Source organism: Rhizobium sp. PAMB 3182 (genome assembly GCF_052908355.1).
In genome coordinates, this window is sequence record NZ_CM128607.1 from 2,550,664 (window position 1) to 2,572,937 (window position 22,274).

The 22,274-nt window shown below is 61.9% G+C and carries 21 protein-coding genes; 16 read left to right on the forward strand and 5 right to left on the reverse strand.

What is annotated here, in order from left to right:
* The first annotated feature begins 1 nt into the window (after position 1).
* The 8 genes from ACU5AZ_RS12395 (at position 2) to ACU5AZ_RS12430 (ending at position 7,812) form a co-directional block, all read left to right on the forward strand.
* Positions 2 to 883, forward strand: a complete 882-nt coding sequence (locus ACU5AZ_RS12395) for a UPF0280 family protein (protein WP_446822667.1) — start codon at positions 2 to 4, stop codon at positions 881 to 883.
* On the forward strand, positions 876 to 1,460 hold the full coding sequence (locus ACU5AZ_RS12400; protein ID WP_446822668.1) for an amino acid synthesis family protein: 585 nt from the start codon (positions 876 to 878) through the stop codon (positions 1,458 to 1,460). The genes ACU5AZ_RS12395 and ACU5AZ_RS12400 overlap by 8 nt, the downstream gene beginning before the upstream one ends.
* Entirely contained in the window at positions 1,457 to 2,041 is a 585-nt protein-coding gene (locus tag ACU5AZ_RS12405) for an amino acid synthesis family protein (protein WP_446822669.1), read from the forward strand. Before ACU5AZ_RS12400 ends, ACU5AZ_RS12405 begins: the two co-directional genes overlap by 4 nt.
* 30 nt (positions 2,042 to 2,071) lie before the next feature.
* Positions 2,072 to 3,139, forward strand: coding sequence for an aromatic ring-hydroxylating dioxygenase subunit alpha (locus ACU5AZ_RS12410; RefSeq protein ID WP_446822670.1), 1,068 nt, complete (start codon positions 2,072 to 2,074; stop codon positions 3,137 to 3,139).
* A 67-nt stretch (positions 3,140 to 3,206) separates the two neighbouring features.
* On the forward strand, positions 3,207 to 4,406 hold the full coding sequence (locus tag ACU5AZ_RS12415) for an ABC transporter substrate-binding protein (protein WP_446822671.1): 1,200 nt from the start codon (positions 3,207 to 3,209) through the stop codon (positions 4,404 to 4,406).
* Between the two features lie 79 nt (positions 4,407 to 4,485).
* Positions 4,486 to 6,348, forward strand: coding sequence for an ABC transporter permease (locus ACU5AZ_RS12420; protein WP_446822672.1), 1,863 nt, complete (start codon positions 4,486 to 4,488; stop codon positions 6,346 to 6,348).
* Positions 6,345 to 7,118 (forward strand): ABC transporter ATP-binding protein, encoded by a 774-nt coding sequence (locus tag ACU5AZ_RS12425; protein ID WP_446822673.1) that lies wholly within the window; start codon positions 6,345 to 6,347, stop codon positions 7,116 to 7,118. Before ACU5AZ_RS12420 ends, ACU5AZ_RS12425 begins: the two co-directional genes overlap by 4 nt.
* Complete coding sequence (locus ACU5AZ_RS12430) at positions 7,108 to 7,812, forward strand: ABC transporter ATP-binding protein (protein ID WP_446826005.1); 705 nt, start codon at positions 7,108 to 7,110, stop codon at positions 7,810 to 7,812. The genes ACU5AZ_RS12425 and ACU5AZ_RS12430 overlap by 11 nt, the downstream gene beginning before the upstream one ends.
* A gap of 26 nt (positions 7,813 to 7,838) precedes the next feature.
* Here the strand turns inward: ACU5AZ_RS12430 and ACU5AZ_RS12435 are convergent, their stop codons facing one another.
* The gene (locus ACU5AZ_RS12435; RefSeq protein WP_446822674.1) at positions 7,839 to 8,327 is read right to left on the reverse strand and encodes a MarR family winged helix-turn-helix transcriptional regulator; all 489 of its coding nucleotides are present in this window, start codon (positions 8,325 to 8,327) and stop codon (positions 7,839 to 7,841) included.
* A gap of 249 nt (positions 8,328 to 8,576) precedes the next feature.
* On the opposite strand from ACU5AZ_RS12435, the gene ACU5AZ_RS12440 reads away from it, so the two are divergent.
* From ACU5AZ_RS12440 to ACU5AZ_RS12470, 7 genes are all read left to right on the forward strand, one after another.
* Complete coding sequence (locus ACU5AZ_RS12440) at positions 8,577 to 9,380, forward strand: ferredoxin--NADP reductase (RefSeq protein ID WP_446822675.1); 804 nt, start codon at positions 8,577 to 8,579, stop codon at positions 9,378 to 9,380.
* A gap of 246 nt (positions 9,381 to 9,626) precedes the next feature.
* Positions 9,627 to 10,970, forward strand: a complete 1,344-nt coding sequence (locus tag ACU5AZ_RS12445; RefSeq protein WP_446822676.1) for a substrate-binding protein — start codon at positions 9,627 to 9,629, stop codon at positions 10,968 to 10,970.
* Positions 10,971 to 11,064: 94 nt separating this feature from the next.
* Positions 11,065 to 12,096, forward strand: a complete 1,032-nt coding sequence (locus ACU5AZ_RS12450; protein ID WP_446822677.1) for a branched-chain amino acid ABC transporter permease — start codon at positions 11,065 to 11,067, stop codon at positions 12,094 to 12,096.
* Position 12,097: 1 nt separating this feature from the next.
* Positions 12,098 to 13,306, forward strand: a complete 1,209-nt coding sequence (locus ACU5AZ_RS12455) for a branched-chain amino acid ABC transporter permease (RefSeq protein WP_446822678.1) — start codon at positions 12,098 to 12,100, stop codon at positions 13,304 to 13,306.
* Positions 13,307 to 13,317: 11 nt separating this feature from the next.
* Entirely contained in the window at positions 13,318 to 14,070 is a 753-nt protein-coding gene (locus ACU5AZ_RS12460; RefSeq protein ID WP_446822679.1) for an ABC transporter ATP-binding protein, read from the forward strand.
* A 31-nt stretch (positions 14,071 to 14,101) separates the two neighbouring features.
* Positions 14,102 to 14,842 (forward strand): ABC transporter ATP-binding protein, encoded by a 741-nt coding sequence (locus ACU5AZ_RS12465; RefSeq protein ID WP_446826006.1) that lies wholly within the window; start codon positions 14,102 to 14,104, stop codon positions 14,840 to 14,842.
* A 101-nt stretch (positions 14,843 to 14,943) separates the two neighbouring features.
* Complete coding sequence (locus tag ACU5AZ_RS12470; protein WP_446822680.1) at positions 14,944 to 15,648, forward strand: SDR family NAD(P)-dependent oxidoreductase; 705 nt, start codon at positions 14,944 to 14,946, stop codon at positions 15,646 to 15,648.
* Positions 15,649 to 15,666: 18 nt separating this feature from the next.
* Here ACU5AZ_RS12470 and folD read toward each other — a convergent pair whose 3' ends face one another.
* Positions 15,667 to 16,572 (reverse strand): bifunctional methylenetetrahydrofolate dehydrogenase/methenyltetrahydrofolate cyclohydrolase FolD, encoded by a 906-nt coding sequence (folD, locus tag ACU5AZ_RS12475; protein WP_446822681.1) that lies wholly within the window; start codon positions 16,570 to 16,572, stop codon positions 15,667 to 15,669.
* Between the two features lie 127 nt (positions 16,573 to 16,699).
* Positions 16,700 to 17,632 (reverse strand): ROK family protein, encoded by a 933-nt coding sequence (locus ACU5AZ_RS12480; protein ID WP_446822682.1) that lies wholly within the window; start codon positions 17,630 to 17,632, stop codon positions 16,700 to 16,702.
* 313 nt (positions 17,633 to 17,945) lie between these two features.
* Here ACU5AZ_RS12480 and nagA point away from each other — a divergent pair, with 313 nt between their 5' ends.
* Complete coding sequence (gene nagA / locus ACU5AZ_RS12485) at positions 17,946 to 19,160, forward strand: N-acetylglucosamine-6-phosphate deacetylase (RefSeq protein WP_446822683.1); 1,215 nt, start codon at positions 17,946 to 17,948, stop codon at positions 19,158 to 19,160.
* Between the two features lie 59 nt (positions 19,161 to 19,219).
* Here the strand turns inward: nagA and ACU5AZ_RS12490 are convergent, their stop codons facing one another.
* Complete coding sequence (locus ACU5AZ_RS12490; protein WP_446822684.1) at positions 19,220 to 20,467, reverse strand: saccharopine dehydrogenase family protein; 1,248 nt, start codon at positions 20,465 to 20,467, stop codon at positions 19,220 to 19,222.
* A gap of 48 nt (positions 20,468 to 20,515) precedes the next feature.
* The gene (gene nspC, locus ACU5AZ_RS12495; protein ID WP_446822685.1) at positions 20,516 to 21,613 is read right to left on the reverse strand and encodes a carboxynorspermidine decarboxylase; all 1,098 of its coding nucleotides are present in this window, start codon (positions 21,611 to 21,613) and stop codon (positions 20,516 to 20,518) included.
* Positions 21,614 to 22,274: the final 661 nt, after the last annotated feature.

Genomic DNA, 22,274 nt, shown 5'->3' on the forward strand with positions numbered 1-22,274 from the left:
AATGGTGGCGGGCGGCGGCAAATCGGGTGCAATCGCGGTTCTGCTGCCGGACAGCCGCCGCCTGCATCTGCAGCACGGGCCGATCGATCTCATCATCGAGGCTATTGGATCGCCCGCAGATGTCCGTCAGGCCTATCAGCAGGCGCGTGCCGCCTTCGATCCCCTGCTTGCCGATCTCGTTCTCGAATTGCCGCGGTTGCGGTCAGCGACCGGGGCAGAGCCCTACGGTGTCGTCGCGCGGCGGATGGCCGCCGCAGTCGCGCCCTACGCGCCCGAATTCATCACGCCGATGGCGGCCGTGGCCGGCAGCGTTGCCGATCACATTCTGGCGGCGATGCGCTCCGGCACCTGTCTCGAGCGCGCCTATGTCAACAATGGCGGCGATATCGCGATCCATCTGGCGGAAGGAACCTTTCGCATCCGCATCTGCGACAATCCGGAGACCGGTGAGGCGGGCGGCCTGGTCGAAATCGGACCTGGCGACGGCATCGGCGGCATCGCCACCAGCGGCTGGCGCGGGCGCTCGCATTCGCTTGGCATCGCCGACGCCGTGACCGTGCTGGCGGAAAGCGCCGCCGAGGCGGACGCCGCGGCGACCATGATCGCCAACAAGGTCGATATACCGCTGTCTGCCAAGGTAACGCGCGTTCCGGCCCGCGATCTTTCCCACGACAGCGATCTCGGCGATCGTCTGGTGACAACGGGCGTCGCCCCTCTTGATCGCGATGAAGTCGAAGAAGCCCTTTCGTCCGGCGAACGGGCTGCCTATGGTTACCGCGAGCGCGGCCTGATCCGTGCCGCCTATCTCAGTCTTTCCGGCGAGCGCCGTACTGTGGACGCCGCGCCGAACCACAATAATTCCAGGGAGATCATCCATGCCTAAGCCCGTCGTCCGCAAGAAGGCGATCATCGTCGAGGAAATCTTTCACGAGGGCGGTCCCGTTCCCGGCCGTACGCTGAAGCGTGCCGCCTGCCTCGCCGTCATCAAAAACCCTTTCGCGGGCCAGTATGTCGAGGACATCGCCGGTTTCATGGATGACCTCAACCCTCTCGGTCTGGAAATGGCGCAGGACCTCGTCAATGCGCTTGGCGGTGATGCGTCGGTCATCCAGGGCTACGGCAAGGGTGCGATCGTCGGCTCCGCTGGAGAAATTGAGCACGGCGCGCTCTGGCATGTGCCGGGCGGCTACGCGATGCGGGAAATCCTGCCGAATTCGGCGGCGATCGTTCCCTCGACGAAGAAGGTCGGCGGCCCGGGTGCGCGGCTCGACGTGCCGGTGACCCATACCAATGCATCCTATGTCCGCTCGCATTTCGACGCCATGGAGGTCGGACTGAACGATTCTCCCAAGGCCGACGAAATTCTGCTGGCGCTGGTCATGACCACAGGTGCGCGCATTCACGAACGTGTCGGCGGCCTCAAGCACGCAGACGTCAAGGGGGAGGATGGTCTCCGGTGATTGCGCAGATCCGCAAGATCGTCACTGTTCTTGAGGATGTGGCCTTCGAAATGGGCCAGCCGGTGACGCCGCATGCGCGCCGGGTGGTCTCTGCCGCCGTGATCGCCAACCCCTACGCCGGACGTTATTCCTCCGACCTCGACCAGCTGATTGCGATTGGCGAGGAGTTAGGAGCGTTGCTCGGCGAAAAATGTGTGGCGGCACTCGGCATCTCGCCGGCGGAAGCGCAAAGCTACGGCAAGGCGGCGCTTGTCGGCGAAAACGGCGAGCTGGAGCATGCCGCCGCTCTCCTGCATCCGAAGATGGGTGCGCCGCTGCGCAAGGCCGTGGAAAAGGGCGCCGCGCTGGTGCCGTCGAACAAGAAGATGGGCGCTCCCGGCCAGCCGCTCGACGTGCCGCTCGGCCACAAGGATGCGGCCTATGTGCGCTCGCATTTTGACGGCATGGAAATCCGCGTTGCCGATGCGCCGCGGGCCAATGAAATACTGGTCGCCATCGCGGTGACGGCGGGCGGGCGCCCGCTGCCGCGCGTCGGCGGACTGAAACATGAAGACGCAGTTGGTGAAGACGGATTGAGATAGAACGAAGCGCTCGAACAAGGAGGCGGATCCATGGAATTTGTCAGAAATGCCTGGTACGTGGCCGGTTGGTCGAAGGAAATCGATGCGGAGCTCCGCCGGTTTACAATCCTTGACGAGCACATCGTCATGTTCCGCAAATCCGACGGTTCGGTCGTCGCCCTGGAGGATCGCTGTCCCCATCGCCTTCTGCCGCTTTCCAAGGGCAAGCGCATCGGCGACACCGTCCAGTGCGGCTATCATGGCCTGACCTTCGACTGTTCCGGCAAATGCGTGCGCGTGCCGGGTCAGAGCAACCTGCCGGCATCGGCCTATGTCGAGGCCTATCCGATCGTCGAAAAGAACGACATCGTCTGGATCTGGATGGGCGACAAGGACAAGGCAAATGCCGACGACGTGTTTGACATGCCGGAATTCTACGATGCCAGCTGGCATGCGCATCAGGGCGAGGCGCTGCATCTGAAGTCGAACTATCTGAATGTCGCCGAAAATCTCGTCGACCCGGCGCATGTGAGCTTCGTCCACCCGACGACGCTCGGCAGCGCCGCCTCCGAGAACGTTCCGGTCCACGTGGTGACCGAAGGCAAGGCGATCGTCGCCTGGCGCTGGATCCGCGATGCCGAGCCGGTGGGCTTCTTCAAGAAGTTCGGCGGCTTTTCCGGCAATGTCGATCGCTGGCACTACTACTATCTCTACACGCCGTGCACGGCGGTCATCGACTTCGGTTCGGCGCCGGTGGAAGATCAGATCGCCGAGGATGAGCGCGACAAGGGTGTACGCATCTTTGCCCTGCATTTCATGACCCCGGTCACGAAGAACTATACCATCGACCGCTGGATGCACCTACGCAACCGGGCCGTGGGTGACGAAGAGGCGAGCGCGGCCATGGACGCCATGTTCCGCATCGCCTTCAATGAAGACAAGGAGATCCTGGAGGCAGTCCAGGCAGAAGAGGAACGCCCCCTGAAACGCCGGCCGATCCGGATAGCCATCGACAAGGGACCGATGGTCTACCGCAAGCGGATCACCGAACTTCTGGAAAAGGAGCGGACACACGATATCGCGTCGGATCCGACACCGGCCTTTATCTATCACGACTAAATCCGTAACAATCCGGCGAAGACCGGAATCACGAAAAGGCGAAAACAAGCCGTCAGAGGAGAACGACATGAAACTATTCACTAAATTGGCCGCAACAGGATTGGCGGTGCTCGCCCTGTCGACGGCGGCATTGGCCGAAGAGACGATCAAGATCGGCGAAATCAATCACTACAAGCGCATGGCGGCGTTTGCCGAGCCCTACAAGCAGGGCATCGAGCTGGCGCTGAAGCAAATCAACGATGGGGGCGGCGTGCTCGGCAAGAAGCTCGAATTCGTCTACCGCGACGATGAAGGCAATCCCGGCAATGCCGTCAAGATCGCCGAAGAACTGATGACGCGTGACGGCACGGTCATGCTGACAGGCTCGATCCTGTCGAATGTCGGGCTGGCGCTCTCGGCGCTTGCCGGCGAGAAGCACTACATCTATCTCGCGTCCGAGCCGCTCGCCGACGAGCTGATCTGGAAGAACGGCAATCCCTACACCTTCCGCCTGCGTGCCTCCACCTGGGTTCAGGCCGGCATGCTGGCCGAAGAAGCCGCGAAGACCGACGCGAAGCGCTATGCGACGATCGCGCCGAACTATGCCTACGGCACGGCTGCGGTCGAAGCCTTCAAGACGCAGCTGAAGAAGCTGAAGCCGGATGTCGAATTCGTTGCCGAACAGTGGCCGGCGCTCTTCAAGATCGACGCGGGCGCTGAAGTCCAGGCGATCGAGAAAGCCAAGCCGGACGCGATCTACAACGTCGAATTCGGCACCGACCTTGCCAAGTTCGTCCGCGAGGGCAATACGCGCGGGCTGTTTGAAGGCCGCAAGGTCTATGGTCTCCTGACCGGCGAGCCGGAATATCTCGATCCGCTCGGCGACGAGGCGCCGGAAGGCTGGTTCGTCACCGGTTACCCTTGGTACGATATTCAGGACGGCCCGGGCAAAGCCTTCGTCGACGAGTACAAGGCCGCTTACGGCGACGGTCCGAAGATCGGCAGCCTTGTCGGCTACATGACCGCCAAGAGCATCGCCGCGCTCATCACCAAGGCCGGTTCTACCGACACCCCTGCGCTGCTCGAAGCGTTCAAGGACCTGAAGGTGGAAACGCCGGTCGGCGAAATCTCCTATCGCGACATCGACCACCAGTCGACGATGGGCGCCTATGTCGGCACGACCGCCGTCAAGGACGGCAAGGGCGTGATGGTCGACTGGTCCTACAAGGATCCGGTCCCCTACATGCCGAGCGATGACGAAGTCAAAGCCATGCGTCCGGCCAACTGATCACGGTTGACGAACGATCCGGCCGGTTTGCCACGAACCGGCCGGAGCCTGCCCCTTCTCAGATATCGAGCGGACCTCAATGGGACTTCTGGTAGCGCAGCTCCTTACCGGGCTTGCAAACGCGGCGGCGCTTTTTCTCGTTGCCTCCGGGTTGTCACTGATTTTCGGTGTAACCCGTATCGTCAACTTCGCGCATGGCTCCTTCTACATGCTTGGAGCCTATATCGGCGTCACGCTGATGCAGGTCCTGCCCGGAGCCGTCGGCTTCTGGGGGGCGATCGTGCTGTCCGCGATCGCGGTCGGGCTGATCGGCGTGGTCGTGGAAATCCTGGTGCTCAGGCCGATCTACAAGGCGCCGGAGCTCTTCCAGCTTGTCGCGACCTTCGGCGTCATTCTGGTGGTGCAGGACCTGACCCTGATGATCTGGGGCGCCGAGGACCGTCTGGGTCCGCGTGCGCCGGGGCTGAAATCGGTGGTGCGAATCTTCGGCGAACCGGTCCCGCAGTATGATCTGGCGCTCATCGCCATCACCCCCTTCATCCTTCTTTGCCTCTGGTGGCTGATCACCAAGACGCGCGTCGGCATTCTGGTGCGCGCGGCGACCCAGGACCGCGAAATGGTCGGCGCGCTCGGCGTCAATCAGGCCTGGCTGTTTACCGGCGTCTTCTTCCTCGGTTCGGCGCTGGCCGGTCTCGGCGGCGCGATCCAGCTGCCGAAGGGCGGCGCGGACCTGCTGATGGATTTCAACATCATCGCCGGCGCCTTCGTGGTCGTCGTCATCGGCGGCATGGGGTCGCTGCCCGGCGCCTTCATTGCTGCCGTCATCATTTCCGTCCTCAATGTCTTCGGCGTGACCTACATTCCGCAAAGCACGCTGGTGTTGATGTATGTCGTCATGGCAGTCGTGCTGATCTTCAAGCCCTACGGCCTGCTCGGCAAGCCGGAGGTGGCAGGCGAGCACGGGCAGGTTGGCGATATCGAGCCGCCGATCCGGCCCTTCGGTCTGCGGGGACGGCTCTTCTTCCTGGCGCTGGTCGCCTGCCTTGCGGCCGTTCCCCTGCTGGGGTCGAACTTCGCCCAGGTGCTGATCATCGACATTCTGGTATTCTGCCTTTTCGCCGCCTCGCTGCAGTTCATGCTCGGCAGCGGCGGTCTCGTCAGCTTCGGCCATGCGGCCTTTTACGGCGGCGGCGCCTATGTCGCGGCGCTGTCGGTCAAGTATTTCGCGGCACCCATGGAGCTTGCCTTCCTGCTCGCGCCGTTCGGTGCCGGTCTCCTGGCCGTCATCGTAGGCTGGTTCTGCATCCGGCTTGCCGGCGTCTATTTCGCCATGCTGACGCTTGCCTTCAGCCAGCTCATCTGGTCGCTGGTCTTCCAGTGGGGCGATTTCACCGGCGGCGACGACGGCATCCTCAACATCTGGCCGGCGCCGTGGCTGTCTTCGACGACCGCCTACTACTATTTCACGCTGGCCTTTGGTATCGGCGGCATCCTCGCGCTGCGCCACATCATCCACTCGCCCTTCGGCTACGCGCTGAGGGCGACGCGCGATAGCGCAAGGCAGGCGGAAGCGACCGGCATCGACGTCAAGATGATCCAGTGGACGGCGTTTGCCATCGCCGGTGCGCTGGCGGGTCTCGCCGGTGGTTTGTTCGTCTTCTCCAAGGGGTCGGTCTTCCCGAACGAGCTGGAGATCGCCAAGAGCTTCGACGCGCTGATCGTCGTCTTCCTGGGCGGCGTGAAGACGCTCTCCGGCGCCGTCGTCGGCGGGGCCTTCCTGGCCTCCGCCAAGGACTGGCTGACGCGCATGGAATACTGGCGTCTGCTGCTCGGCCTGCTGATCATCGCCGTCGTCATCGTCGCGCCCTATGGCATCGCCGGAACGTTGCAGAGGCTGGCGACAAAGCTCGGCTTCTATGCCGACAAGGAGGAGCGGGTATGACGCCGGTTCTTGATGTCACAAACCTCAGCAAATCCTTCGGCGGCGTGCAGGCGGTTGCGGGCGTCAGCTTCGCGGTCGCCGCAGGCGAGATGAAGGCGCTGATCGGTCCCAACGGCGCGGGCAAGTCCACCTGCTTCAACATGCTCATGGGCCAGTTGAAGCCGACGTCGGGGCGCGTCTACTTCAAGGGCAAGCCGATCACCGGCCTGCCGCCGCGCAAGATCTGGCGCATGGGCGTCGGCCGCACGTTCCAGATCACCGGCACCTACCAGAGCATGACGGTCGCCGAGAACGTGCAGATGGCCTTGATCAGCTATCAGCGGCGGCTGACCTCACTGTGGCCCAGGGCCTGGAAGCTTTACCGCGCCGAGGCGCTGGCGTTGCTCGACCTCGTCGGCATGGCGGACCAGGCGGACCGGGCCTGCGCCATTCTGGCCTATGGCGATCTCAAGCGCCTCGAACTGGCGATCGCGCTCGCCCATGGTCCGCAGCTTCTGCTGATGGACGAACCGACGGCGGGCATGGCGCCGAAGGAACGCATCGCGCTGATGCAGCTGACCGGCGACATCGTGCGGGAGCGCGGGATCAGCGTGCTGTTTACCGAGCACGACATGGACGTCGTCTTCGCGCATGCGCACCGGATCATGGTGCTCAACCGCGGCAAGCTGATCGCCGATGGCACGGCGGCGGAAGTCAAGGCCGATCCGAAGGTCCAGGAAGTCTATCTCGGCGGCGGCACTCTCTACAAGAAGGATGGCGATCATGCTTGAGCTGACGGCAATCAACAGCTTCTACGGCAAGGCGCATATTCTGAACGATCTGAGCTTTTCGGTGGAGCCGGGCGAGGTGGTGGCGCTTCTGGGACGCAACGGCGCCGGCAAGACGACGACGATGAAGTCGATCATGCAGATGGTGCGGCCGCGTTCCGGCAGCGTGCGCTTCCAGGGGCGCGACATTACAGGCGAGCCGGCCTACAAGGTGGCGCGCCAGGGGCTCGGTTACGTGCCGGAGGAGCGGCGCATCTTCACCAGCCTGACGATCCTGGAAAATCTCGAGGTCGGCAAACAGCCAAAGCGTGCCGGTGCCCCTTACTGGACGGTGGACGCGCTGTTCGAACTTTTCCCGAACCTGTCGGAGCGACGCAACAATCTGGGCAAGGCGCTGTCCGGTGGGGAGCAGCAGATGCTGACGATCGCCCGCACGCTGATGGGCAATCCGTCACTGATCCTTCTCGACGAGCCGTCGGAGGGCATCGCGCCGGTGATCGTCGAGCAGATGGCCGCGTCGATCCTGAAGTTCAAGGAGCACGGGCTTACGGTCATCATCTCCGAGCAGAACCTGCATTTCGCAAGGGCCGTGGCGGATCGGACGATCATCATCGAAGGCGGAGCCAAGAAATTCGACGGCACGTTCGAGGTGCTCGAACGTGAGCCGGAGATACGGGATCAATACCTGTCCGTCTGATCCGGTGACGCAGGGTTACGGGACGGCTAGGTGATTTTCGCCAGCAGGGTCACCAGCGTGCGGCTTTCCTCCGCGGTCAGCGGATCGAGGGTCAGCCGGGAGACTTCGAAGCCAATCTTGTAGAGGGAATCCAGCAGGGTCTGTCCCTTGTAGGTCAGGCTGATCAGGGATCGCCTGCGGTCGCTTTCCGAAGCGTTGATGGCGACCAGGTCCTTTGCCTTCAGGCGGTCGACGACGCCCTTGATGGTCGCAACATCCATGGCGGTCAGCCGTCCCAGCTGGTTCTGCGAGCAGGGACCGACGTCGGCAAGCCTGGCCATGGCGGAAAACTGCGTCGCCGTCAGCCGTTCGGGAAAATGTTCCTGAAAGATGGACGTATGTCGCTGGTTGGCCAGACGCAGCAGATAGCCGATCTGGTCGTCAAGGCGGTAGCCGTCACGGTTTGCGGGAAGCGCGGTCTCGTCGTTGGAATCCGTTGAAATGGAATGTCCCCCTATGCCGTTGCCGCCCGGCATTTCGATGCGGACGACCTGCCCTTGTTTCCATAGGTTGCACGACGGGTCAAGTCGCGTCCGCTCTCGCGGTCAAGCGGCCGCAGAGACCTCCGGGTGCTTGCTCGTGGTGGATTGACAAAAGACAATGACTTTATTATCGTTAGTATACGAATGAAAATGTGATGACGTTTCATCACATCGATACGGCCGGAACCGGCCGTCTCTGACGGAAGTGCTTTCAATAAACATGTAAAAAGAGGGTGATGGGTCATGGATGTGATGGCGAAGCAAACATTCGCAATTCCGGAGAATGTCTATGCCGAGACGGTGACGCTGGTGCAGCATTACACCGATCGCCTGTTCCGCTTCCGCACCACGCGCCCCGCCGCCTTCCGTTTCCGCTCCGGCGAATTCGTGATGATCGGCCTGCCGAACGCCGAGAAGCCCGTCTATCGCGCCTATTCGATCGCCAGCCCGGCCTGGGACGAGGAGCTGGAATTCTTCTCCATCAAGGTTCCGGATGGGCCGCTGACGGAGCATCTGCAGAAGATCCAGGTCGGTGACACGATCCTCCTGCGCAAGAAGGCGACCGGCACTCTGGTCAACGACGCCCTTCTCCCCGGCAAACGTCTCTACATGTTCTCGACAGGGACCGGCATCGCACCGTTCGCCAGCCTCGTTCGCGATCCGGAAACCTACGAGAAGTTCGAGCAGGTCATCCTCACCCACACGTGCCGTGACGTCGCCGAATTGAAATACGGTCAGGATCTGGTCGAGGAAACCTTGAACGATCCGCTGGTCGGCGAGTTCGCGTCGGGCAAGCTTGTCCACTATCCGACGGTTACCCGCGAAGCCTTCACCCATACGGGTCGGATTACCGACCTGATGCGGTCCGGCAAGCTTTATTCCGATCTCGGCGTGCCGCCGCTCGATCCCGAAGTCGACCGCGGCATGATCTGCGGTTCGATGGCGATGCTGAAGGAAACCAAGGAAATTCTGGAGGCCTGCGGCCTCGTGGAAGGCGCCAACAATGCGCCCGGAAGCTTCGTCGTAGAGCGTGCCTTCGTCGACTGATTTTCCAGTCCAATGGCACCTTGGCCTGTGAATTCGGGCCGACCGTTTTGACAAAAACGAAGTTTTGCGCTGCAAGGCCCGGTCTTTCTGTCGGGAATTGCGGCGCTAAAACGATTTAGTTCATCATTATATACTCACAACAAAATATATCGCTTGCCTGCTTCGGTAAGCTTATTAAGGTTATGTCTGTTCCGGGGAGGACGGAACAGATTTACATCGCTGATTGCAGCTCATGGGAGGAGCTTAATGTCAAAATTCAACTTTACGCGTCGTCAGGCGCTCAAGGCGGGTGCCGCGTCGGGTCTCATTCTTGCGACCCCGACGATCTTCACCCGCTCGGCCTACGGCTTCGTCAACGAACCGAAGGGGAGCACCGTCACGCTCGGCTTCAACGTTCCGCAGACGGGACCCTATGCCGATGAAGGCGCCGACGAACTGCGGGCGTTCCAGCTCGCCGTCAAGCACCTGAACGGCGAGGGCGACGGCGGCATGCTGAACACCTTCTCGTCCAAGGTCCTGGACGGTACCGGCATTCTCGGCAAGAAGGTCGCCTATGTTACCGGCGACACGCAGACCAAGTCCGACGCTGCCCGTGCATCCGCGCAGTCGATGATCCAGAAGGACGGTGCGATCATGATCTCCGGCGGTTCGTCGTCGGGCGTCGCGGTTGCCGTTCAGGCGCTCTGCCAGGAGGCCGGCATCATCTTCATGGCTGGCCTGACGCACTCCAACGACACGACCGGCAAGGACAAGAAGGCAAATGGCTTCCGCCACTTCTTCAACGCCTATATGTCCGCAGCCGCACTCGCGCCGGTTCTGAAGAACCTCTACGGCGACGGCCGCAGGGCCTACATGCTGACGGCCGACTACACCTGGGGCTGGACGCAGCAGCAGTCGATGGAAGCCTCGTTCAAGGGCATCGGCTGGGAAACCGTGACCAATGTGATGACGCCGCTCGGCGCGGGCGACTTCTCGCAGTACCTGACCCCGGTCCTCAACTCCGGCGCGGATGTTCTGGTTCTCAACCACTACGGCGGCGACATGGTCAACTCCTTGACCCAGGCCGTGCAGTTCGGCCTGAAGGACAAGCAGGTCAACGGCAAGCAGTTCGAGATCATCGTGCCGCTGATCTCCGAGCTGATGGCCAAGGGTGCCGGCGACAACATCAAGGGCATTCCGGGTTCGTCCAACTGGAACTGGAAGCTGCAGGACGATGGCACGAAGGCCTTCGTGAAGTCGTTCGGTACGGAATACGGCTTCCCGCCGAGCCAGGCAGCGCAGACCTGCTACGTGCAGACCCTGCTTTATGCCGACGCCGTGGCGCGTGCGAAATCCTTCAATCCCTGCGACGTCGTCGCAGCGCTGGAAGACTACGAGTTCGACGGCCTCGGCAACGGCAAGACGCTCTACCGTGCCGCCGACCACCAGTGCTTCAAGGACGTTCTCGTCGTGAAGGGCAAGGACAAGCCGGACAATGAGTTCGACGTGCTGGATGTCGTCGAGATCACCCCGGCCGACAAGGTGACGTACGCCCCTGATGATCCGATGTTCGCCGGCGGCGACCTCGGCAAGTGCAACGCGGGCGCATAAGCGTCTGACGAATGTCGACAGCCGGCCGTTCTCGGGAGGAGGGCGGCCGGCTTCTACAGCTTGATCGATCGGGTGTGTTCCAGCGGGAGGGGCAATGGACGCAATAATTCTTCAGATTCTGAACGGGTTGGACAAGGGCAGCGCATACGCGCTGATCGCCCTCGGACTGACCCTCATTTTCGGTACGCTCGGCGTCGTGAACTTTGCGCACGGCGCCCTGTTCATGATCGGCGCCTTCTGTGCCGTCACCATGCAACGCTTGCTCGGCCTGTCCTTCGAGACGGTCGACCCAACACGAACGGACTTTCTCGGCCAGCCGCTGAAGGTCAAGACGGCCTATATCGAGGCATGGTTCGGCCAGGATTTCGGCGCGGCCATTCTCAACTGGTCGGTGCCGCTCGCCATTCTGCTGGCCATCCCGGTGATGCTGATCGTCGGCTATGCCATGGAGCGCGGGCTGATCCGGCACTTCTACAAGCGGCCGCACGCCGACCAGATCCTGGTGACGTTCGGCCTTGCGATCGTCCTGCAGGAGATCGTCAAATACTTCTTCGGCGCCAATCCGATCCAGACTGCAGGCCCTTCGCAGTTCACCGGATCGTTCGACTTCGGCGCGATGCTGGGGTTCGATCCCAACGTCGTCATCTATCCCTACTGGCGCATGATCTATTTCGGCTTCTCGCTGGTCGTGATCGGCGCGGTTTTCGCATTCCTGCAGTTCACCACCTTCGGGATGGTGGTGCGGGCCGGCATGGCGGACCGTGAAACAGTCGGCCTGCTCGGCATCAATATCGACAAGCGCTTCACCATCACCTTCGGCATCGCGGCCGCGGTGGCGGGTATTGCCGGCGTGATGTACGCGCCGATCAGCTCACCCAACTATCATATGGGCATGGACTTCCTCGTCCTGTCCTTCGTGGTCGTCGTGGTGGGCGGCATGGGCTCTCTGCCCGGTGCCGTGCTTGCCGGCTTCGTGCTCGGCATATTGCAGAGCTTCGCATCGATGAACGAGGTCAAGATGCTGTTTCCAGGCATCGACCAGATCATCATCTATCTTGTGGCAATCGTCATCATCCTGGCCCGCCCGCGCGGCTTGCTGGGACGTGTCGGCGTGATGGAGGACTGACATGCTGGGCCTCGATCGCAAGGACTTCGGTCTTCTCCTGCTGGTGTTCGGGCTCTGCCTGTTCGCACCGGTCATTCTCAACCCGTTCCCGGCAGACAGTGCGCTTGCGCAGTTCAATGCCGGCTATCCCGACCTGATGCGGCGCTTCGTGATCTTCGGAATCTTCGCCATCGGGTTCAACATCCTGTTCGGCCTGACGGGGTATCTCTCCTTCGGCCATGCAGCCTTCCTTGGCGTCGGGTCCTATTCGGCGGTGTGGATGTTCAAGCTTCTGACGATGAACATTATCCCGGCGATCGTGCTTGCCGTCATCGTGTCGGGCATCTTCGCCCTGGTGATCGGCTACGTCTCGCTTCGCCGCTCGGGGATCTACTTCTCGATCCTCACGCTCGCGTTCGCGCAGATGTGCTACAATCTCGCCTATTCGGTGCTCACACCGCTGACGAATGGCGAGACCGGCCTGCAGATCACGCTCAGCGATCCGCGCATCCTCGGCCAGACGGCCACGCAGACGGGCGGCATTCCGGTGACGCAGATATTCGGGGCAGAGATGCGGGCGACGACGACGCTGCATTTCGGCAGCTGGGAGTTTCAGCTGAATGTCGGCTACTACATCTGCGCGCTCATCCTGCTGATCGTCTTCTATCTGGCGATCCGGCTGTTCCGGTCGCCCTTCGGCCTGATGCTGCGCGCCATCAAGACCAACCGCAACCGGATGAGCTATACCGGCCTCAACACCCGTCCCTACACGCTGGCGGCCTTCGTGATCTCCGGCATGTATGCCGGCCTCGCCGGTGCTCTGCTTGCCTGCATGGATCCGCTGGCGGGTGCCGAGCGCATGCAGTGGACGGCATCCGGCGAGGTCGTCATCATGACGATCCTCGGCGGCGCCGGCACGCTGCTCGGTCCCATCATGGGCGCCGGGCTGATCAAGTATCTGGAAAACATCTTTTCCAAGATCAACGAAGGCGTGCTGCACCAGTGGTTCTCGTTCCTGCCGGACTCCGTTCAGGATGTCTGCGTCTGGATTGCAGCGCGGTTTACCGGCGAGGGCTGGTCGCTGACGCTTGGCCTGATCTTCATGGCCGTCGTCATCTTCCTGCCGGGCGGACTGATGGAGGGTGCGCGCCGTATCGGGCGGGCGATGTCCAGCCGCAAGGCGGACGGCAACGGGCCGCGGGGCAATCCTGCGCCGCATGCGGCGGAATGAGGGAGACGACCATGAACATTCTTGAAGTCAACGACGTCTCCAAGCGCTTCGGCGGCCTGCTTGCGCTCAACCAGGTCAATCTGGCGGTCGAGGCCGGCACGGTGCATGCCATCATCGGCCCGAACGGCGCCGGCAAGTCGACCTTCCTCAACTGCCTCGTCGGGCGCATCTCGCCCGACGTCGGCTCGGTCAGCTTCAACGGCCAGCCGGTTCTCGGGCGCAAGCCGCACGAGATCAACCAGATGGGAATCAGTCGCGTGTTCCAGACGCCGGAAATCTTCGGCGAGCTTTCGGTTCTGGAAAACGTCATGATCCCGTGCTTCGCCCATCGTGACGGTGCGTTCCGGCTGCAGGGCCTCGATAGTGTCCCCGGCGAACGGGACATCCTGGAAAAGGCCGAGAAAATGCTGGACGACGTGAAGATGCTCGACAAGCGCGACATGAACGCGGCGACGCTTTCACGCGGCGACAAGCGGCGGCTGGAAATGGCCATGTGCCTCGTGCAGGAGCCGAAGCTGCTGCTGCTCGACGAACCGACGGCGGGCATGTCCCGCCTCGACACCAACCGGACGATCGACCTCCTGAAGGAGATCAAGCAGTCCGGCATGACCAAGGTGATCATCGAGCATGACATGCATGTGGTCTTCTCGCTTGCCGACCGGATCACGGTTCTCGCCCAGGGCACGGTGATCGCGTCTGGAAAGCCGGAAGAGATCAAGGGCAATCCCAAGGTCCAGGAAGCCTATCTCGGGGGAGCGCACTGACATGAATGTTGTTTCTCAGGAAAACGCGGCCATGGCGGGGGCGCAGCCATCCGCGAAGGCCGGCGAAAAGCCCTTCTTCTCGGTCAAGGATATCCATTCCTTTTACGGGGAGTCCTACATCGTTCAGGGTATTTCGCTCGAACTGAACCGGGGCGAGATCCTCGCCCTGCTCGGCCGCAACGGCGCCGGCAAGACATCGACGCTGCGCACCATCGCGCGGGTCGACGATCCGGCACTGAAACGCGGCGAGATCTGGCTCGACGGTCATTCGCTACATGACAAGAAGGCCTATCAGGCGGCGCAACTCGGCGTGCAGCTGGTGCCGGAAGACCGGCGCATCATCGCGGGCCTGACGGTGGAGGAAAACCTGCTGCTGGCGCAGGTCTCCGAGCCGAAGGGATGGGAGATCGCCAAGATCTACGATCATTTCCCGCGTCTTGCGGAACGGCGCAACCAGATCGCCGTGACGATGTCGGGCGGCGAGCAACAGATGCTGGCGGTCGCGCGTGCGCTCGCCCGCGACGTCAAGCTGCTGCTGCTCGACGAGCCTTATGAAGGCCTGGCACCGGTCATCGTCCACGAGATCGAAAAGATCGTCCGGCAGATCAAGGAACTCGGCATCACCACCATCATCGTCGAGCAGAACGCGGTCGCCGCGCTCAAGCTCTCCGACAAGGCGGTGATCGTCGACATGGGCGAAGTGGTCTATTCCGGCAAGGCGCAGGACGTCCTCGAAAACGAGGAACTGCGCAACGAATACCTGGCTATCTAAATACTTGGCCGGCGGTCCCTGTGGGTCGCCGGCTTCTTCCTCATGAACCATATCCTGTTCGTGTGCGTATTGCCTGTTTAGACATTCGCAGGAGCAGGAAGGTGGCGGTTTTACTGAATTCGCTTGGACAGGGCTATCGCGCGCTGGTGATCGGTGCCAGCGGCGGGATCGGCCATGCGCTCATGGATGCGGTTCAGGGCGATGCGGCTTGTGGCAACGTGCAAGGACTCTCCCGCAGCGGTGACGGGCTCGATATCACCGACGAGACTAATGTCGCCAACTATGCCGCAAGGATGGGTGACGAGCCGTTTCAGCTGATCATCTGCGCCACCGGCGTGCTTGCGACCGACGAGCGCGGGCCGGAGAAGAGCGTGCGACAGATCGACGGTTCCGCGATGCTTGATCTCTTCGCCGTCAATGCGATCGGGCCAGCGCTGGTGATCAAGCATTTCCTGCCGTTGCTCGACCGCAAGCGCCGGTCGATCTTCGCCTTCCTGTCCGCGCGCGTCGGCTCGATCGGCGACAATGCTCTCGGCGGTTGGATCTCTTACAGGGCGTCCAAGGCTGCGTTGAACCAGATCGTCCACACGGCCGCGATCGAGGCTCGCCGCACCCATGCGCAATCCATATTGGTCAGCATTCATCCGGGGACTGTGGCGACATCGCTCTCGTCGCGCTATCTCTCGGGACATCCCTCGGTGCCTCCCGAAGAAGCCGCCACCAACATCCTCACGACGCTCGACGGCCTGCCGCCCGAGGCGTCAGGCGGCTTCCGTGCCTATGACGGTAGCGCAATCGAGTGGTAGGGACGATGCCCCGGCGATTTACTTGGCAGCGGCGATCTTCGCGGCCTTGAGCGTATTTGCCATCAGGAGCGCGATGGTCATCACGCCGACGCCGCCGGGAACCGGCGTGATGGCGGACGCCGTATCCTTGCAATCGTCGAAATCGACGTCGCCGACGATGCGGTGAGGCTTTTCGGAGCCGGGCGGATTGGCGACCCGGTTGATGCCGACGTCGATGACGACGGCGCCGGGCTTGATCCAGTCGGCCTTGACCATTTGCGGGCGACCGACGGCTGCAACGAGAATATCGGCCTTACGGCAGACGGACGGCAGGTCCTTCGTGCGCGAATGCGCGATCGTAACGGTCGCGTTGGCCTGCAACAGAAGGCTTGCCATCGGCTTGCCGACGATGTTGGAGCGGCCGATGACGACGGCGGATTTACCGGAGAGATCCTTGCCGATGACTTCCTCGATCAGGATCATGCAGCCGGCCGGCGTGCAGGGGATCGAAGCCGTGTCGGTCATGCCCGTGGTGAGCTTGCCGACATTGATCAGATGAAAGCCGTCGACATCCTTGGCCGGATCGATTTCCTGGATGATGCGGGCTTCGTTGATGTGAGAGGGCAGCGGCAGCTGGACGAGAATGCCGTGGATGGTCGGATCGGCATTGAGCTTGTGCAACAGCGCCATCAGCTCCTCTTCGGAGACGGTTTCGTCCAGCTTGTGCTCGACGGACTTGAAGCCGCATTCGGTCGCCCGCTTGCCCTTCGAGCGGACATAGACCTGGCTTGCCGGATCGGAGCCCGCGATGACGACCGCGATACCGGGCTGGACGCCGGTCTCTGCGATCAGCGCCGCCGTTTCCTGCCGGACGGTGCTCAGCACCCGCTCTGCGATGGGCTTGCCAGAAAGAATGGTCGTCTCTGCCTTCAATGCTGCCTCCATACCGGTTGCCGGCCTCTCCGTGTGATGTCGCGCACTTTCGCAGAGGCTCTAGTATAGGAATGGCCCGAAAACAACATTCTTGTCCTTGTCTGCGTCGTTTCGCGTCCGGTGATCGGCGCCGTCAGGATCAGGCGGGCAGGGCCTCGGCCTTTTCCTGCAGCCGTGCGAAGCCGAGTTGTGCCGCGCCGATGAGCCCCGGTTCGACCCGGCATTCGCAGCGGATCACCAGCGGTCGATCAAACGTCCGCAGGGTCTTCGCGCGGACCGATCGGTCGAGTTCGGCCAGCAGGGCCTCACTGTTGGAAAGACCGCCGCCGGCCGGAATGATGTCGGCGCCGAGGAGATTGACGATCAGGGCGAGGGGCCCGGCCAGAATGTCAACGAAGACCTCGATGGTCCGGGATGCCTCTGAGTCTCCCGCCTGCCAGGCAGCGACGATCTGTTCGCTGGTCAGCTCCGTTGCGTGAAGATGGCGGTGGAGCCGCTCCATGCCGCGCGCGCTGCCGATGGGGTCGAGGCAGCGTTCGCCGCCGCATCCGCAGGGGATGGCGGGAATGGCGACCGGCGGTTGACCGGCAAAATGTGGGGCAGCCGGGCCGTGGCCCCATTCGCCGGCATAGCCGCCGCGTTCGTTGATCAGCTTGCCTTTGACGACCACGCCGCCGCCGACCCCGGTTCCGAGAATGATGCCGAAGACCGTGTGATAGCCGCGGCCGGCACCCGCCAGCGCCTCCGCGAGGGCGAAGCAATCCGCGTCGTTGGCGATCAGCACTTCCACGCCGAGATCCGCAGTGAGATCTGCGGCAAGCCGGCGGCCGTTGATGCAGGGGATGTTGGCGCAGATGATCGCTCCGGTATCAGGATCTATGGAACCGGCATTCGAGATGGCCACGCAATCCGGGCGCTCGCCCGTTTCGGCAATCACGGAGCGCAGAGTGTCGACAAAGGCGGTGTAATCGTTCGTGGGGGTCGGACGGCGTCCCAGAGGCCTTACATCGTCCGGAGAATGCGCCAGCGCGCCCTTTATCGCCGTGCCGCCAATATCAAAGCATACGATCATTATGCGTTTTCCTGAAAATTGCTGACAGAACCAGATGCCAGAACCACCCGACGTCGTCGCTGAGCGGGAATGCTCTCCCAAACATGCAGACGGCTGCGTCCGGCATCAGCCACGGGTCTGCTATATCACAGCATTTGCCGCTGTTGAGCCCTCCGTGATTGCATATGTAAGTCGCGAAAGACCTTAATTATTACATTTTTACTATGCATCTTTATCTCGGATTGAGGGGAATGGAGATACACTGTTCGCGGTTTTGTTGTGCCTGATGCGGGTGCACGGTGGGCGGCGCGGTGTTCAGGGAACTTTCGCACGTATGGACATGCAGATCAGCCAAGCGTTTGTCGGCGCGCGTCTTTTCGACGGCGATGCCTTTCGCGACAAGGTCGCGCTCCTTGTCAGTCATGACCGCGTGCACGCTGTCGTTCCGGAACGGGACCTTTCCGAACACGACCCGGTGATTCGCCTCGACGGCGGCATCATCGTGCCTGGCTTCATCGATGCGCAGGTTAATGGCTATGCCGGCAAGTTGCTGAACGCGTCGCCGTCGGTGGGTACCGTGACTGCGATGGCGGCCAGCCTCAGGACCATGGGAACGACGGCGATCCTGCCAACGATGATGACCGACAGCCCGGCTGCGGTGCGGGCGGCCGTCAAGGCCGTGACGGCTGCTGCCGCCAGGGACAGCTGTATTGCCGGCATGCATCTGGAAGGCCCGCATCTTTGGCCGGCCCGCCGAGGCATCCATCCCGGCGAATACATTCGCCCGGTCGAAGACGCCGATATCGACTTCTATCTCGAGGCCCGCGAGAGCCTTGGCGTCCTGATCATTACGGTGGCCGGCGAACAGATTACGCCCGGACAAGTCAGGGAGCTGACCGCAGGCGGGGTGGTGGTCAGTCTTGGTCATACCGATTGCGATTTTACAACGGCGATGGCGTTGTTCGATGCCGGCGCGACCGGGGTGTCCCATCTCTTCAATGCGATGAGCGGCTTTTCCCATCGCGCGCCCGGTGCCGTCGGTGCGGCGCTGGAACATCCCTCCGTCTGGTGCAGCATCATTGCCGACGGTCATCACGTTTCGCCGCCGGCATTGCGGATTGCCCACCGCGCCAAGCGGGGTGAGGGACGGTTGTTCCTGATTACAGACGCGATGTCACTGGCGGGAAGCTCTGACGAGTCTTTCACGCTGCATGGTAGCGAGATTACAAAGCATGCGGGTGATTTCTGCTCGCGCCTGCTGATGACCGACGGGACATTGGCCGGTTCCGATCTCGATATGCTGACCGCCATCCGCTACACGCTCTTGAACATGGAGACCGGCCTGACGGAAGCGTTGCGGATGGCAACCTCCTATCCGGCGCGCTTCCTGGGGCTCAACGATCGCGGCCACCTTCGTCCCGGCCACCGCGCGGATTTTCTGCATCTCACGGACACCCTGCACATCGCCGGGGTCTGGACTGGCGGTCGCAAGATCTGCGACGGGCAAGAGGATCAGGGTACCCGCAGGCCGGCGCATCGCATCATGTAAACGGAAAACGCCCGCCGGCTTTTATACCGACGGGCGCATTTTCAGTCATGTCGGGCCGATCAGGGCTCGATGAATTCCAGCGGCCGTTCGCCGTTCTCGTCACGGATGCAGGTCTGCAGGCCGATGCGGTTGAGCACCGCCAGGAAGGGCTGCGGCGGCAGCTCCTCGACGTTTGCCATCTTCTTCACATCCCATGCGCCCTTGGCGATCAGGATCGCGGCGGCGACCGGCGGAACGCCGGCGGTGTAGGAAATGCCCTGCGAACCGACTTCGTTGTAGGCTTCCTTGTGGTCGGCGACGTTGTAGATGAAGACCTCGCGGTCCTTGCCGTCCTTCTGGCCCTTCACGAAATCGCCGATGCAGGTCTTGCCTTCGTAGTCCGGCGCCAGCGATGCCGGGTCGGGCAGGCAGGCCTTCACCACCTTCAGCGGCACGACCTCGGAACCGTCGGCAAGCTTTACCGGCTGCTCGGAGAGGAGGCCGATGTTCTTCAGGACGGTGAAGACGTTGATGTAGTGCTCGCCGAAGCCCATCCAGAAGCGCACGTCGGCGCCGTCCATGTTCTTCGACAGCGAGTGCACCTCGTCGTGGCCGCAGAGATAGGCGCGGCGCGTGCCGACGACCGGCAGGTCGTAGTCCTTGCCGATTTCGAACATCTTGTTCGTCTGCCACTCGCCGTTCTGCCAGGAGTAGACGACGCCGGTGAACTCACGGAAGTTGATTTCCGGGTCGAAATTGGTGGCGAAGTACTTGCCGTGGCTGCCGGCATTGATGTCGACGATGTCGACGTCGGTGATCTTGTCGAAATATTCCGCCTTGGCGAGCGCTGCATAGGCGTTGACGACGCCCGGATCGAAGCCGGCGCCGAGGATGGCGGTGATGCCCTTTTCCTCACATTCGGCGGCACGCTTCCATTCGTAGTTTCCGTACCACGGCGGCGTTTCGCAGATCTTGTTCGGCTCCTCGTGGATCGCCGTGTCGATGTAGGCGACGCCGGTGTCCATGCAGGCGCGCAGCACCGACATGTTGAGGAAGGCGGTGCCGACGTTGATGACGATCTCGGATCCGGTCTTGGCGATCAGCGCCTTGGTCGCCTCGATGTCGAGCGCGTCGAGCGCGTGGGCCTCAAGAACCCCCGGCTGCTTCATCGCCTTCTTGTCGTGGACCGACTGGATGATCTGGTCGCACTTCGCCTTCGTGCGCGAAGCGATATGGATATCTCCGAGGATGTCGTTGTTCTGGGCGCACTTGTGCGCAACGACCTGGGCGACACCGCCCGCACCAATAATCAGCACATTCTTCTTCATCTCACACGTAAGCCTCCGTGCAATGTTGGGGGTTGATTTGTTGTTCGTTCAGGACAGGCTGGAGACGTAGTCGCCGTACGAAAATTCGCGGACGACACGCACCGTTCCGTCCAGTTCCCTGATGGCGATGGCCGGCATCTTCACGCCGTTAAACCAGTTTTTCTTGACCATCGTATAACCGGCGGCGTCGGCGATCGAAATTCTGTCGCCGGCCTTCAGTTCTGTCTCGAAGCGGAATTCGCCGAAAATGTCACCGGCAAGGCAGGACTTGCCGCAGACCATGTATTCGTGATCGCCGGTATTGGGTTCCAGCTTGGCGCTCTGGCGGTAAATCAGGAGGTCCAGCATGTGGGCCTCGATGGAGGAGTCAACGATCGCCAGGTTCTTGCCGTTGAACATGGTGTCCAGCACGGTCACTTCAAGGCTTGCCGACTTGGTGATCGCCGCTTCGCCCGGCTCCAGATAGACCTGTACGCCGTATTTCTCCGAGAAGGCTTTGAGCCGTGCGCAGAAGTCGTCGAGCGGATAGCCCTCGCCGGTGAAATGGATGCCGCCGCCGAGGCTGACCCAGTCGAGCCTGCCGATCAGGTGGCCGAACTGTTCCTCGATCTTGCCGAGCATGTCGGAGAACAGGCCGAGATCGCCGTTCTCGCAGTTGTTGTGGAACATGAAGCCGGAGATCCTGTCGATCACCGTTTCGATGCGGGCCGGGTCCCATTCGCCGAGGCGCGAGAAGGGACGGGCGGGATCGGAAATCAGCCATTCGGAGGAGGAGACGCGCGGATTGACGCGCAGCCCGCGCGTTCTGCCTTTCGACTGATCGTCAAAGCGGGTCAGCTGGCCGATCGAATTGAAGATGATCTTGTCGCAATTGGCGACGACCTCATCGATCTCGTCATCGGCATAGGCGACCGAATAGGCATGCGTTTCGCCGGGGAACTTCTCGAAGCCGAGCTTCACCTCGTTCAGCGAAGACGAGGTGGTGCCGTCCATGTACTCGCTCATGAAGTCGAAAACGCCCCAGGTGGCGAAGCATTTCAGCGCCAGCAACGACTTCGCGCCGGACTTCTCCCGCACGTATTTGATCGTCTCCATGTTCTTCAGGAGTTTCGACTTGTCGATCAGGTAGTAGGGAGTTTTCAGCATGGCTCGCGGTCCGGCGCCTCTCTCTCGCGCCGAAGGCGCTGGGCGGCAAAGGGGTTCAACGGGTCGCTCCGGGCCGGTCCATGTCGACGTCCTGCCCGAAATTTGAAAGCAGGTGCGCCATACCGCGTCCGGGCCGATATCTCAATGGGAAATGTGGCGATGCTTAGCATTCGCCGCGGCTTGGCGTATCGGTTGACGAATCGGCCTTGTCCCAAGATTTGGGAGCGTCTCTCCCCAATTCTTGCGATTCCGCAAATGCCATCCGTCGGTTACATATATTCGCAGATGCTGATCAACCGGTCTTCGAACGAGGACTTCAGGGCCGGGGCGGCGATTGGCATCCAGTTTCGGTTGGGCAGCTTTATCGCCCAATTGTGAGAGAGTTGGCGTTGCACCGGATATGGGGCCATTTGGTGCACGGGGTCGGCGGGCCCTGAGTCAACTCTCTCACTCTCTCCCTTCCCTTCGGATCAAGATCAACGACATTTCAATAGTCGCCTATCTATGTGCGGCCCAGTCGCGAGCGCGAGGGGCGAGCATCTCCGAAGAATTATGGGGGGATCCTGATATTTGCGGATTTTCCTGACCTTGGATTTTCTTCATAGGGTCAGGCATGCCGCTTCTGGCGATCCGGATTCGACCCGGGCTCGCCAGCGGTGGC